The 15,031-nt window shown below is 35.8% G+C and carries 10 protein-coding genes; 3 read left to right on the top strand and 7 right to left on the bottom strand.

The window, feature by feature from the left end:
* Positions 1-80: 80 nt before the first annotated feature.
* Positions 81-1,448, top strand: coding sequence for an alanine/glycine:cation symporter family protein (locus tag AC2CGR_RS06870; RefSeq protein WP_087968060.1), 1,368 nt, complete (start codon positions 81-83; stop codon positions 1,446-1,448).
* 232 nt (positions 1,449-1,680) lie between these two features.
* Positions 1,681-2,874, top strand: a complete 1,194-nt coding sequence (locus AC2CGR_RS06865; RefSeq protein ID WP_087968058.1) for a S8 family peptidase — start codon at positions 1,681-1,683, stop codon at positions 2,872-2,874.
* A gap of 100 nt (positions 2,875-2,974) precedes the next feature.
* On the opposite strand, the gene AC2CGR_RS06860 is transcribed toward AC2CGR_RS06865, so the two are convergent.
* Together AC2CGR_RS06860 and AC2CGR_RS06855 are read right to left on the bottom strand one after the other, a co-directional pair.
* Positions 2,975-3,499: a DinB family protein gene (locus AC2CGR_RS06860; RefSeq protein WP_087968056.1), complete on the bottom strand. Its 525-nt coding sequence runs from the start codon at positions 3,497-3,499 to the stop codon at positions 2,975-2,977.
* A gap of 14 nt (positions 3,500-3,513) precedes the next feature.
* Positions 3,514-4,281, bottom strand: a complete 768-nt coding sequence (locus AC2CGR_RS06855) for a DUF3891 family protein (RefSeq protein WP_087968054.1) — start codon at positions 4,279-4,281, stop codon at positions 3,514-3,516.
* 205 nt (positions 4,282-4,486) lie between these two features.
* Here AC2CGR_RS06855 and AC2CGR_RS06850 point away from each other — a divergent pair, with 205 nt between their 5' ends.
* On the top strand, positions 4,487-4,759 hold the full coding sequence (locus AC2CGR_RS06850; protein ID WP_001043907.1) for an HU family DNA-binding protein: 273 nt from the start codon (positions 4,487-4,489) through the stop codon (positions 4,757-4,759).
* A 37-nt stretch (positions 4,760-4,796) separates the two neighbouring features.
* On the opposite strand, the gene AC2CGR_RS06845 is transcribed toward AC2CGR_RS06850, so the two are convergent.
* From AC2CGR_RS06845 to AC2CGR_RS06825, 5 genes are read right to left on the bottom strand one after another with little or no spacing between them, the layout of a single operon-like run.
* Positions 4,797-5,339: a chorismate pyruvate-lyase family protein gene (locus tag AC2CGR_RS06845; protein WP_087968053.1), complete on the bottom strand. Its 543-nt coding sequence runs from the start codon at positions 5,337-5,339 to the stop codon at positions 4,797-4,799.
* A gap of 35 nt (positions 5,340-5,374) precedes the next feature.
* The gene (gene sfp, locus AC2CGR_RS06840; protein WP_087968051.1) at positions 5,375-6,124 is read right to left on the bottom strand and encodes a 4'-phosphopantetheinyl transferase Sfp; all 750 of its coding nucleotides are present in this window, start codon (positions 6,122-6,124) and stop codon (positions 5,375-5,377) included.
* Positions 6,125-6,182: 58 nt separating this feature from the next.
* Complete coding sequence (locus AC2CGR_RS06835) at positions 6,183-7,625, bottom strand: MDR family MFS transporter (RefSeq protein ID WP_131102103.1); 1,443 nt, start codon at positions 7,623-7,625, stop codon at positions 6,183-6,185.
* Complete coding sequence (locus tag AC2CGR_RS06830) at positions 7,625-7,849, bottom strand: MbtH family protein (RefSeq protein ID WP_087968048.1); 225 nt, start codon at positions 7,847-7,849, stop codon at positions 7,625-7,627. The genes AC2CGR_RS06835 and AC2CGR_RS06830 overlap by 1 nt, the downstream gene beginning before the upstream one ends.
* On the bottom strand, positions 7,846-15,003 hold the full coding sequence (locus AC2CGR_RS06825) for an amino acid adenylation domain-containing protein (protein ID WP_484480680.1): 7,158 nt from the start codon (positions 15,001-15,003) through the stop codon (positions 7,846-7,848). The genes AC2CGR_RS06830 and AC2CGR_RS06825 overlap by 4 nt, the downstream gene beginning before the upstream one ends.
* Positions 15,004-15,031 lie beyond the last annotated feature (28 nt).

Genomic DNA, 15,031 nt, shown 5'->3' with positions numbered 1-15,031 from the left:
TTTTTCTATCCCTTGTTTCTCCAGAGACCATTTCATTTACTTGAAGTGGTTTTTATTTTTTCTAAAAAAGGAGAATAAAGATGGAGACAGTAAGTAAAGTATTAGAACAAATCAATCACTATGTGTGGGGATTACCAACGTTGTTGTTACTCGTTGGTACTGGTATTATTCTCACAGTGCGTTTAAAAGGTTTACAGTTTAGTAAACTATTATACGCTCACAAACTAGCTTTTAAAAAATCAGAAGATACATCTTCCTCTGGAGATATTAGCCACTTCCAAGCACTTATGACAGCTATGGCAGCAACGATTGGTATGGGAAATATAGCTGGCGTTGCAACTGCTGTGACGATTGGTGGGCCTGGTGCCATCTTTTGGATGTGGATTACTGCTTTATTCGGTATGGCAACAAAGTATGCCGAAGCAATTCTTGCGGTGAAATACCGTGTTAGTAATGAAAATGGTGAATATTCAGGTGGGCCAATGTACTATTTAGAACGTGGTTTAGGTAAGAAATGGCTTGCAATTTTATTCGCTATATTCGGTACAACTGCTTCTTTCGGTATCGGTAATATGGTGCAATCTAATTCAGTTGCAGAGGCAATGCGAATTAATTTCTCTTTCCCTCCTGCTTTAACTGGTATAGTAATGTCATTTTTAATCGCTATCGTTATTTTAGGCGGTGTGAAAAAAATCGGGAAAGTAACAGGATATGTAGTGCCTATTAAAGCTTTCTTTTATATCATTGCTGGTCTTATCATTATTTTCTATCACTACGATCAAATTCCTGAAGCATTTTCACTTATTTTTTCTGGTGCGTTTAATGGTACTGCAGCTGCTGGTGGTTTTATCGGTGCAACAGTTGCATCAGCTATTCAAATTGGAATGGCGCGCGGCGTATTTGCGAACGAAGCTGGTTTAGGGAGTGCCCCTATTGCCGCAGCGGCTGCAAAAACTGATTCCCCTGCAAAGCAAGCTTTGGTTTCAATGACTGGTACTTTTCTAGATACGTTTATTGTATGTACAATTACAGGGCTAGTATTAATTACTACAGGCGCATGGAAGTCCGGTAAAACTGGGGTTGAAGCTACAACACTTGCGTTCCAATCTGTATTCGGTACTGCTGGTAGTATGATTCTTGGTATCGCAATTATTTTATTCGCCTACTCTACTATTTTAGGCTGGTCGTATTACGGTGAGAAATGCGTGGCTTATTTATTTGGAGAAAGTGCTGTTAAATATTATAAAGCAATCTTTATTGTCATGATTGCTATTGGTGCGAATTTAAAATTAGGCATCGTATGGACATTTGCGGACATTGCAAATGGACTTATGGCGATTCCAAACTTAATTGGTCTTATCGGGTTAAGTGGTATTGTTGTTGCTGAAACGAATCGCTTTTTACAAGCAGAGAAATTGAAAGAAAATAATAAAAAACAGGCAAGTTAATCTATGAAAAAAGGAATGACTCATACATGATGAGCATTCCTTTTTTCATCCCCTCTTTTACTTTATTACTATCATTAAAAATATATTTATATCAATGTTTACTCCTTTTTATTCCTCCAAAAGTTTTTCACATAAATGTCATAAATCGTATGGTCTAACTATATAGTTGAAAAGGAATGCGACATTAAAGTGTCGCTGAAAAACTCATCCAAGAAAAGGGAGGAAAAATCTTTTGAAAAACAAAATCATTGTTTTCCTATCTGTTTTGTCATTTATTATTGGTGGTTTCTTCTTTAACACAAATACTTCAAGCGCCGAAACATCATCTACTGATTACGTTCCTAACCAATTAATCGTTAAGTTCAAGCAAAATGCATCTTTAAGTCATGTGCAATCTTTTCATAAATCTGTCGGAGCTAATGTCGTATCTAAAGATGATAAGTTAGGTTTTGAAGTCGTTCAATTTTCAAAAGGTACTGTAAAAGAAAAAATAAAGAGTTATAAAAATAATCCAGATGTGGAATATGCAGAACCAAATTATTACGTTCACGCCTTTTGGGCTCCAAACGACCCCTATTTTAAAAATCAATATGGATTACAAAAGATTCAAGCTCCACAAGCTTGGGATAGCCAACGAAGTGATCCTGGTGTAAAAGTAGCCATTATTGATACAGGAGTTCAAGGCTCACACCCTGATTTGGCTTCGAAAGTAATTTACGGGCATGATTATGTTGATAACGACAATACATCTGATGATGGTAATGGTCATGGTACACATTGCGCTGGAATTACTGGAGCACTTACGAATAACAGCGTCGGAATTGCTGGTGTTGCCCCACAAACTTCCATTTATGCTGTTCGCGTATTAGATAATCAAGGAAGTGGTACTCTCGATGCTGTAGCGCAAGGTATTCGAGAAGCTGCTGATTCGGGTGCAAAAGTAATTAGTTTAAGTTTAGGAGCTCCAAATGGTGGTACTGCATTACAACAAGCCGTTCAATATGCATGGAATAAAGGCTCTGTTATAGTTGCAGCTGCTGGAAATGCTGGAAATACAAAAGCTAATTACCCTGCTTATTACAGCGAAGTGATTGCAGTTGCTTCTACAGATCAATCAGATAAGAAATCTTCATTTTCTACTTATGGTAGCTGGGTAGATGTTGCAGCACCAGGTTCAAATATATATTCCACATATAAAGGAAGCACGTATCAATCATTAAGTGGTACATCTATGGCAACACCTCATGTCGCAGGAGTTGCTGCTCTTTTAGCAAATCAAGGATATAGCAATACACAAATTCGCCAAATTATTGAGTCTACTACAGATAAAATTAGTGGTACAGGTACGTACTGGAAAAACGGTAGAGTCAATGCATATAAGGCTGTACAATATGCGAAACAATTACAAGAAAATAAAGCTTCTTAAGAAATAAAGTAAAACTTTAATCAGTCGATCTACCATTAATGCGGAATAAAATAGAAGGAGAGACTTCTACAACTAAAGCCTCTCCTTCTTATAAACTATATTACTCTCCCTGCTTTTTAACCATATGTAAATACAGAACAAAATCCATCATTGTCGACGAATGACCAAGTTGACGGATCATCGCTGTTATATTTCCTCTATGATATGTACCATGATTTACAACATGTTGTACTAACTCTAAAATTGAAGTTTCTAATTTTCCTACATATGGATTCTCAATAACAAATACATCATTCACATCTTGTATTGTACTTAAAAAGTCTTTATATTGATCTGCTATGTTTTCAAACATTTTTTCTAATTCATGTAACGATTTGTTTTCCATTTGTTTTCGTAAATCTTCTCGGTCTTGTATTGCTTCATTCATACTTTTACCATGCAATATATGTAACCACACTTGATCTGTAATATAAATATGCGCAAACGTATCCTTAATGGATGGAAATACACTCTGTATCTGTTCAGTAAAAATAGTCTCATAGTTTGGTAATTCTTTTAGTCGATTGAATAATCGTATATTAGCCCAAGCATGGTAATCCACTTGTTTTAACATGTACTCTTTCAATCAAAATCGCCTCCTTATTGTATGAAACGAATAGTTTGTTTCTTCATTTCTGATTCTCTATCAGCCTTTACAATTCCTTTTTCTTCAATTTCACGTTTATCTATAGTTTTATATTTTACATGTGTATGAAATTCCGTTTGAAATGGAAACGGTGTAATCCGAATTGTTTCCTCATCTATCCATTCAGCTTGAATTGGTTTCTCCTCTTTACTATTAAACATTTCTGTTCCTTCAAAACCATCTTTAAACAAATCAATTTCATCTTTCTTTTCTACACCTGGTTTATTCATACAGACATATAAAGAAAGTTCATCGCAAAACTTTAATAATCTATAATGTTTATCGAACATCACAAATTGTTCTTTTGTTAGCGTTGTCAATATTCTTTTTTGTCGTTCCAATTCCCCTGCATAAAATGACATCATCTCTTCATCTTCCTCATTTAATGGAAATGATAAAAAATGCTTACTACAAAGTAATGCTCCGTATGGATTGGAATCTTCAATTTCATTCAAACCAATCGTATAAAAGACAAAACGTAATGAACTTGGACAATCCATAAATGTATATGGGATATTTTTAGCATCATTTAAAATTGGTACTTTATCAAGTTCTATCCATCCTCTATCATGCTCATATATTGCATCAATTGTCTCTTTTAAATATGTATCATCTTCAAAAAAATCTTCTTTTATATGCTTTGCAATCTCTCCAGCTAAAAAACCATGATCATGTTGACGAATTAATATACTTTCTTTCTCATCCTTTTCACGAAAAATCATCCGTATACTCCCCCTCATCCTCATATTACAGCGTTTTCTATGCATCAATTCTTAATTAATCCCTAATTGTTAGCAGGGATTCAGTTTCTTGCAACGAAATTAACATAACTATATAGCATTCTTTCTAACAATATAAATAGCTTTATCTTTACTATCTATTATACTAAATCATTCATTCCAAAAAATTTTTTTATGAGGTGAAAACATGAACAAAACAGAATTAATTAAAAATGTCGCACAATCAGCTGATATTTCTCAAAAGGATGCTTCTGCAGCTGTACAATCTGTATTTGACACAATTGCTACTGCATTACAATCTGGCGATAAAGTTCAATTAATCGGCTTTGGAACTTTTGAAGTGCGTGAAAGATCTGCTCGTACAGGACGTAATCCACAAACTGGCGAAGAAATTCAGATCGCTGCTGGTAAAGTTCCTGCATTTAAAGCAGGTAAAGAGTTAAAAGAAGCTGTAAAATAAACAAGAAACCAGCCATTTTATAGGCTGGTTTCTTGTTTTAATTTAGTAATTCCTTTATATTCTCAGCATGATATACTTCACAAATATAAAATATACATTTGCAGTTACTTACAATTTGATATTTTCTAGTTGGATACACATTCGCTGTAACAGAGCATCCATCAAACAATTCAATAATATTTCCAGAAGGTTGATATCCTTCATATAATACGTTTCTTCTAACTTCCATCTTTTCTATGAGTTTTTCAACCGGAATGTTTCCATTCTCTAATTCACTCTTAATTGTATTTGATAAAAATGAAGTATCCGCAAAAATGAGATTTTCAGATAATACTTTTCCTTTATAACTAACATGAGATACACGGTAAAGAAATGGTCCGTTTTTATCAAAGAAATTCTTTGCTTCTTTCGGGATATACTGTCTATCAAGTACCTCTTGTTCGAGAACATCAAACTGAACAGTATCATTCAAAAGCTTTTCTAAAGCATGAATAGATGATGTATCTCCAGAAAATAAAATATTTTTAATTGCTTGTACATTATAAGTGAATTCATTTGTTCTATTTTCCGCTACTAGCATGAGGAACACCTCTTCTATAAAATATTTTATTAAACTTATTTATCATTTAAAAGCGCTACTGCGTCCAACTGTGTGATTTCAGTGACTTCTTTACTGAATATTGCAATTGAAGCCATATAATCTACACTTGGCCTTAAATCTCTCATCACTGTATTTTCTACTAACTCTTGTCTATCCTTAAAAACCAACAAGTTTGGAGGTTCATTTGGAGCTGATATAATAATATCCACTGGTGGAATCATTAGTCCTTTACCTGTCGCTTTTAGCACTGCTTCTTTTCTAGTCCAATATGTTAAAAAACCTTCTATTTTCTGTTCATTAGATAATTTCATAACTTGCGCTTTTTCAATGTCTGTTAATACGCCTTCTGCCATTTTCATTACTTCTACATTTGGATTCATTTGTTCAACATCAACGCCTACAGGTACAGACCTTGTAAATGCAACAACAACCCATTCACCCGAATGTGAAACCGATAACTGCGGCATACCCTCTGGTAATTGTGGTCTACCATGTTGTAACTTACATACTGAGCACAGTCTATCAATTGGCACTTGAACTGGTGACATAGAAAGTATTTTACCTAGAACTAATCTACTAATTACACAACCGATTATAAAACGAGCACGATCTGCCGAATGATGATATGAATTTGCTTTCTCTCGTTCAACATCATTTAGTAAATTGTAATGCCATGATTGTAAATCCGAAATTCTTCCCCACCATATTTGACAATCATTCTCATTCAAAATCGGTATAGAATCTACAACTTTACTTTCTATCATGTAAACTCTCTCCTTCTAAATACCAATATCATTTTATTTCAAAAGACCATTATCAAACTTATTCATTTACAATTTCTTTCTCTTTTTGTAATACAGGTAACGGTTTTTTCTTCTTTTTTGACATTACCTCTTTATCGGAAATACGTAAAGAAAATAGTAATGCTATGAGTAAAAATATTGCTGATCCAATTAATGCCGCTTGATATGGCAAGAAATCTGAATGAGCATTATGTTGTGCACTGTTATTTCCAAAACCAGCTAGTATACTAGCTAAAACAGCAACTCCTATCGCTGAACCTAATCGATTTTGCACATTAAATATAGTAGTTGCTCTTCCCATAGAAGGCGGCGTTATATTGTTAAATGCAGAAAATTGAACTGCTCCAACTGACTGACCTAAGAAAATACCTATGCCAAACAATAATGCCCGTATTTGCCAAGGATTCGTATCATGATTTACAAAACTTAATAAAACAAAGATAATCGCCGTACAAATTAACCCGATAGAAATTACCTTACGAGCACCTAATTTCTTATATGACCATGGCACAATCTGTGACGATATCATTAATCCAATTGCCTCTGGGAATGTCGTAAGTCCTGATTCCAGTGCGGATGCCCCTATTACATTTTGATACATAAGCGGAAAAACAAATAACATTCCTAGTAATCCAGCTGATGAAAATAATGATATAAGGCTCATCTTTCTAAAGACTGGTTCTTTTAATAAGCGTAAATCTAACATCGGTTGCTTTACTTTCAGTTCTACAATTATAAACAATGTAATGAATACAACCCCAGCTATCCCTGTACTCATAATTTCTGGAGAAATCCACCCTTTTGATGGTCCCTGGCTGAGTGCATATATGAGCATCGCAAATCCTGGTGCTGATAAAATAAAGCCGAGAGAATCAAATCGACCAGCTGATTTTTCAACATGCTCTGCTAAAAATAGAAGTCCAAATAGCAATGCAACGATTCCAAACGGTAGATTAATATAAAATGCCCAACGCCAAGACATTTGATCTACAAAGAAACCACCGATGATAGGACCAATTGCTGGTGCTACAGCAATTGGAAGTACAATGAACCGGGAAATCTTCGGTCTTTCCTCTGGTGAAAATGTTCGAAATAACATCGCCATTCCGACCGGTGTTAAAAGCCCTCCACCAGCACCTTGAATGATACGGAAAATATTCAATAGAGTAATATCGTTAGCCATTCCGCATAAAGCAGAGGCAATTGTAAATACGAAAAGAGCAATTAAAAATACTCTTTTCGTACCGAATCGATCTCCTAGCCAACCAGAAATCGGAAGGAAAACAGCTAAACTAACTAAATACCCAACATTAACCGTCCCCATTGCAGATGGAGCTACTTGTAATTCTTTACTTATCGTTTGTAGTGCTACGTTCACAATTGTTGCATCCATCGCAGCCATAAACATTGCTGTTATATACACGATACTTACAACTACTTTTGGATTTATTTTTGCTTTCATTATCGTTTTCCTACTACTATTCTTTCACCAGCTTGATTAATTTTTGGATTCAAATCTGTCCAGTTATTTTCAACATATTGTAAGCAATCGTGCCTGCTAGCTTCTTCATGTACGACATTCCACCCAATAGGTACATCAAGAAAGACAGGCCAGAGAGAATACTGGCCCTCCTCATTTATTAATACTTTATATGTGTAATTATCATTTTCAAATGGATTCGTCATACTGTACTTACCCCTTTCTTATTCTGCAAATATTTCGCTAATACTTGTCCAATTTCCGTAAGTGGACCTGGCTGACATAAATCTTTATGTCTACAATCAATATCATGCTGCACAATTTGTCCGTCTAAATAATTTAGCCATGTATTTGGAGAAATAGGATCAAACCAGTCTGGTATAACAGTAGATCTAAAGAATAAGATATCTCCGTTATAAACTTTCGGTATATATTTCCCTAACAATCCTACTGAATTTACATATGTTTCTTTCAAGTTCAATATAGTCTCTTCTTCAAGACTTGCTAATGCACTTCCATCTTTACGAAGGATTTCAACTGCACTTTCCATTGTAAGTGGTTTACCATCCATATTATCTGGGTCATATCCGCCTAAAGCAAGTAAGGCGATTAACGCTTCCTCTTCAGTAGGCGCTTCCGTATTCGGTAAGAAGTGCCCAGGATAAGAATCAAGCATAACGAGTAATTCTACTTCTTCCCCTTCATTTTGTATTTGCGCCGCCATTGCATGCACAACATTTCCTCCAAGCGACCAACCTAATAAACGATATGGTCCATGAGGCTGTACTTCACGAACGTGTTTCAAGTAATCCGCCGCCATCTCCTCTAAACTTTTTGGAAGTTCTTCATTTTTAGCAATACCACGTGCTTGTACACCGTAGATTGGATAATCTGTTCCTAAAGATTTCATAAGTCCTGCATAGCACCAACTTAATCCACCTGCTGGATGTACACAAAATAGTGGTAATTGATCCCCGCTTGCTCGTAATGGAAGCAACACATCAAGTGCACTTTGACCATTCCCCATCTCAAGTCTTTCAGCTAACCCTGCAACAGTAGGTGCTGCAAATAAAGTACCAATGTTTAGTTCCACTCCAAGCGCCTCTTTCATGCGGCTCATAAGCTGCACTGCAAGGAGTGAATGGCCACCAAGATCAAAGAATCCGTCATCAATTCCAATTTGAGGCACACTTAGCACTTCTGTAAACAAGTCACATAGCATTTCTTCTTGCGGTGTTCTTGGACCACGACTAGAAGATGATGCGATAAATTCTGGAGCTGGCAATGCCTTTCTATCTAATTTACCATTCGGAGTTAAAGGCAACTCATTTACTACTACAAAAGCGTATGGAACCATATAATCTGGTAAACTACCACTAGCAAACTGACGCATTTCATTCGTATCAATCGCTTCATTATTTGATGAAACGATATAAGAAACTAACCGTTTATCCCCTGGTTGATCTTCCCGTACAATAACGGCTACTTGCTCAACTTTAGGGTGCTTCATTATAACTGCTTCTATTTCTCCTAATTCAATTCGGAATCCACGAATTTTTATTTGATGATCTGCACGTCCTATATAATCTAGCGTCCCATCATGACGCCAGCGAGCTAAGTCTCCTGTACGATACATTCTTGTACCTGGCTTGCCAAATGGATCTGCGATAAAGCGTCCAGCCGTTAATCCTGCTCTTCCTAAATATCCACGCGCAAGCCCTGCGCCTGCAACATACATTTCTCCAACTACTCCAGGTGGCACTGGTTGTAAATAGTTATCTAAGACGTATACTTTAAGGTCAGGTATACTGCATCCAATTAAACTATTTGCCCGTAAAGAAACGATTGTTTCATCTAACTCAATATAACTAACATGTACTGTTGTCTCCGTAATACCGTACATATTAATAAGCTTCGGTGCGTTATGAGAATGTCGACTATACCAATCTTCTAATCGACTTAACTCAAGTGTTTCGCCTCCAAAAACAACATATCGTAAAGATAATTTTTGGCCAATCTCTTCATTTTCACAATCTGCTTGCATCAATTGATAGAATGCTGATGGAGTTTGGTTTAAAACAGTTACCTTTTCTTTAACAAGAAGTTGTAAAAATTCTTTCGGCGAGCGACTTACAGTATGCGGTACTATGACTAGACGCCCTCCATATAATAAAGGCCCCCAAATTTCCCAAACCGAGAAGTCAAAAGCATAAGAATGGAACATCGTCCAAACATCGTTTCCGTCAAACTGGTACCAATGATCAGTTGCGCCTAAAAGTCTTACTACATTTTGATGAGGTATCATAACGCCTTTCGGTCTACCCGTTGAGCCTGACGTATAAATAACGTAAGCAATATTTGATGGGGATAACGGGTTAATTCGTTCCACTTCATCAATATTGTCTTCACTATATTTCTCAACTTCTGCTATTACTTTCACATCATCAACTAAAACTTTTAGTGCCTCATCACATTCAATTTCTACTTCTGAATTTGTTAAAACACATGATGGTTTCGCATCATGGAGCATAAATGAAATACGATCTGACGGGTAATCTGGATCTAACGGTAGGTATCCAGCACCAGCTTTAAGAACAGCTAATAAGCTTACAACCATATTTAATGATCTTGGCATTGCTAAAGCAACGAGTTGATCAGGACCAATTCCTTTTGCTATTAGGAATCGAGCTATTTTATTTGCTTTTCTATTTAACTCTTCATAAGTTAATTTCTTATCTTCAAAGACAACAGCAATAGAATTTGGATTTATATGAACCTGCTTTTCAAATAATTGTGGCAATGTCATTTCTGGTGCAATTTGAAAACCACCATTCCACTTTTCTAACACTGTATTTTTCTCTGCTAAAGTTAATATTTCTAATCTGCCAATGGATTGATCCGGATTTGTCACTGCATCATCTAATAACAAAATGAATCGTTCTATTAGTTTTTGAACCGTTTCACGTTTATATAAATCGGTACTAAACTCTAGTAATCCATGTAAACCGTTCGGAGTACCATCAACTCCGTTACTCTCACTAATTTCAAATGTTAAATCAAATTTTGCAGAACCGACGCTTTGAATTTCAAGGCTCGCTTCTAAATCTGGTACATGAAACGTTGCTTCTGGTGTATTTTGAAAAGCTAACATAACTTGAAACAACGGGTGGCTGTTTCGAGTACGTACTGGATTTAATACTTCAACAAGCCTTTCAAATGGAACATCTTGATTTTCATAAGCTGCAAGGTTTACCTGCTTCACTCTATTTAATAATTCTTTAAAACTTGGATCTCCTGAAGTATTTGTACGTAACACTAATGTATTTACAAATAAACCAACAATATCTGAAAGTACATCATCATTTCTTCCAGCAATCGGACTTCCAATTGGTATATCAGTGCCTGCACCTAATCTTGTAAATAGTGCACTAAGCCCTGCTTGCAATACCATAAACAAACTAACTCCATTTTTACGTGCAAGCTCTACTAACCTACTATGCATACCTTCATCTATATGAAAATGAATTGTTTCCCCGCGGTAACTCGTCTCAATTGGACGCTGGAAATCTGTAGGTAACTCCATTTGGTCTGGTAAACCTTTAAGTTCTTCTTTCCAAAAATCTAATTGTGTTGAAATAAGACTCTCTGGTGTCGTTTCATCACCTAGCAATCGCTGTTGCCAAAGTGCATAATCTGCGTATTGAACTGGAAGTGTCTCCAGCTGAACTCTGTCACCTTGACATCGTGCTTTATACGCCGCTGTAAAATCTCTCGTTAAAGGCTGTAATGACCAGCCATCACCTACAATATGATGTAATAGAATTAATAATACATGTTCGTTTTCACTCACTGTAAAAAGTTGCAAACGAACTGCCGGCTCAAAATCGAGGTTAAAGCTATATCTTACCGCCGTTGAAAGTACACTTTCTAATTCATCTTTACATGTATTAGTTATAACCATTTCTAAATTTAAGTTTTCCATATCTAAAATTTTCTGATAGGAACTACCTAATACGTTAGGGAAAATTGTTCTAAGTGTTTCATGTTTCTCAACTACATCATAAAAAGCACCTTGTAATGCTTCCCGATTCAATATTCCATTCATACGAATGATTAACGGAATATTATAAGTAGGACTTGGACCTTCTAAACAATTTAAGAACCATAACCTGCGCTGTGCAAATGAAAGTGGAACTTCATTTGGCCTACTTGTTTTCTGAATAGCTGGTCTTGCGCTTTTTGCATAGTCTAATTGTTTCGCTAGTTCGGCAACTGTTGGTGATTCAAATAGTTTCCCGATTCCTAATTCCACACTTAACGTTTCACGAATTCTTGCCATTAGACGAGATGCAAGAAGTGAATGTCCACCCATTTCAAAGAAATTATCATCAATGCTAATTCGAGAAACACCAAGTACTTCTGCAAATAAATCACATAATATTTCTTCTTTCGGATTTCTAGCAACCCTCTCATTGTTCATTCCATTAAAATCAGGAGCAGGTAATTTCTTTCTATCCACCTTACCATTTGGCGTTAATGGTAATTCTTCTAGCACAACAAATGCTGATGGTATCATGTAATTCGCTAAACTTTCTGAAACATAAGAACGAATTTCTGAAAGATTAATCGGTTCCTTTTCTTCTGCAACGATATACGCAATGATGCGTTTATCATTTGCACGATCTTCTCGTACCATTACTACCGCTTGTTGAATATTTTTATGTCGTTGTAATACCGTTTCAATTTCAGCTAATTCAATTCGGAATCCACGAATTTTAATTTGATGATCTGCGCGGCTCATGTACTCTAAAACACCATCTTTGCGCCATTTTACTAGATCGCCTGTACGGTACATACGTTGTCCTGGTTTTCCATAAGGATTTGCAACAAACCGTTCAGCTGTTAACTTAGGTTTTCCTAAATATCCGCTTGCAAGCCCTTCCCCTGCAATATACAATTCACCAATTACTCCAGGTGGTACTGGTTGTAAACCTGCATCTAATACATACACGTCTGTATTCCAAATTGGCTTTCCAATAGGAGGTATACTACTTTCCCTTTCATCGATGTTCATGACAGTAGACCAAATAGTCGTTTCAGTTGGTCCATATAAGTTTGAAATAGCGCAACCTAATTCTTTTAATGTATTTGCTAAATGGGCCGGAAGAGCTTCACCACCAACGAGCACATTTAACCCTTGTAGCCTCTCTGGATATTCAGTTACTAACGCCTGCCAGAGCGTTGGTGTAGCTTGCATAATTGTCACTCTTTCTTCTTGTAACAGCGCCGTTAACGCCGAAGGTTCTTGAATTACCTCTTTTGGAGCAATTGTTATACTTGCACCGCTAATAAGAGGTAAATAAATTTCTAGAGCAGAAATATCAAACGCAAATGTTGTAATTGCTAATAAATGATCATTTTCATGTAATGACAACATATCGTCCATGGCCAATAAAAAGTTACTTAAAGCTTTCATAGGAACAATTACACCTTTTGGGTTTCCGGTTGAGCCTGAAGTATATATTGTATAGGCTGGGTTTAAAAGTGATACATCATTCCTACATGCTATATTCATACGAGAATATGTATGTAATGCTAGTTTTGTTTCTTCGTCATCTAATACAATTTTTTTCATATCATTTTTTATAACTATCTTAGATGAAACAGATGAATGTGTTATGGTACAAACTGGCTTTGCATCATTTACTATATAATTTATTCGCTCAGCTGGATATTCTGGATCTATTGGTAAATACGCTGCACCAGCCTTTAAAACTGCTAGCATACTAACAACCATTTCCGTTGACCTTGGAAATACTAAAGCTACAAACTGATTTGCTCGTATTCCTTCTTTTACCAAATAATGCGCCAGTTCATTCGCTCGTTCATTTAACTCTTTATACGTAAGATCTACACCGTTACAAGTAACTGCTACTTTATTTGGAGTTTTTTGTACTTGTTTTTCAAATAGTATAGGTAGGGCGATTAAATTATCAGCTTCCTTAGTTTCATTCCATTCCAATAAAACTTTATGATTTTCTTCAGGAAGAATAATGTTTATCTTTCCAATCGACTCGTCTTTTTGATAAGCATTTATCATTAATTCTAATAATTTCATAAATCTTTTTTTATGCAATACTAGCTCCGCACCATTATATACTTCCGGATTCGCATCAAAATGAATCATTAGCTCCTTTTGATCAAAACGTTTATATACATTTATTGATAAATCATCGACAGGTCCCGCTGATAAATTATGTGTAATACCACGATTCCCAGCAAAGTTAAGCCCGTAATCAAAAGGCATAACATTCACTAACGGTCCAAATAATCTTTGATTTTCACCTAATAACTTTAAGTCTCTTCTTAATTCCTCATGACGGTATTTATGATGGCGACGTACCTCTCGGATTTCTTTAGAAACTTGCTGCAATAATTCCGCAAGAGTTATATTTGGAGTTACTGTAATACGAAGTGGTACTAAATTCATTACCATACTAGGTGTATGAATAGATACAGAACCTAGACGTCCCATCATCGGTAAACCTAAAACAATATCATTTTCACCTGTTAATTTATGCATATAAATACTTGTTACAGCGACAATGAATTCCGGCCAACTTGTTAACGAAATATTGATATCTTCTAGTAAAGTTTTCGTACTAGAACTACATAAATATGCTGTTTCGCGTAAAAATCCATTTGATGTTCTCGGTGCTCGTTCTGCCAAACTTACAACTTCTGGTTCATCCACAAATTTTTCTAACCAAAAAGTACGATCTTCCTGAAATTGTTTAGACTCACGATACTCCATATCTTCTTGCACAACTTTTGCAAGAGAACCAAATGGCTTTTCATTCTTGTTTGTTTCTTCTATAAGTGATGTATACTCATTCGCTACCTTTTGGCTAAGAAGTGAAAATCCATAGCCATCCATCACAATGTGATGGATGCGCTGATACCAAAAGAAACGATTATTTTCAACTTGAATAAGTGCTTCAGTAAATAAAGTATCTTTTTTCAAATCGACTGGCATAGATAGATCATTTTTCATCCATGCTTTAGCAGCTTCTTCAGGGTTTTCTTCTTTACGTACGTCAATAAAATACATATGAAACTGTGATTCTTCAATAACTTGCCATGGGCCAATTTCATCCTCTTCGAAGCGAACATGAAGTGCTTCTGCTTCCATTACAACTTTACGTACAGCTAATTCAAAAATGTCTTGATGAATATTTCCGTTTATTTCTACATATTCCCCAGTATTATAAATTGGATTAAGCGGATCTAATTGTTGCGCAAACCACATACCAGACTGCGCAGATGATAATGAATGACGAATCTTTTGACTGTTAGGCATTCTTTACTACCCCTTTATTATGTAGTCT

It is taken from the genome of Bacillus sp. LSHTCR4 (genome assembly GCF_057197025.1).
This window is presented reverse-complemented; position numbering and strand designations above follow the sequence as displayed.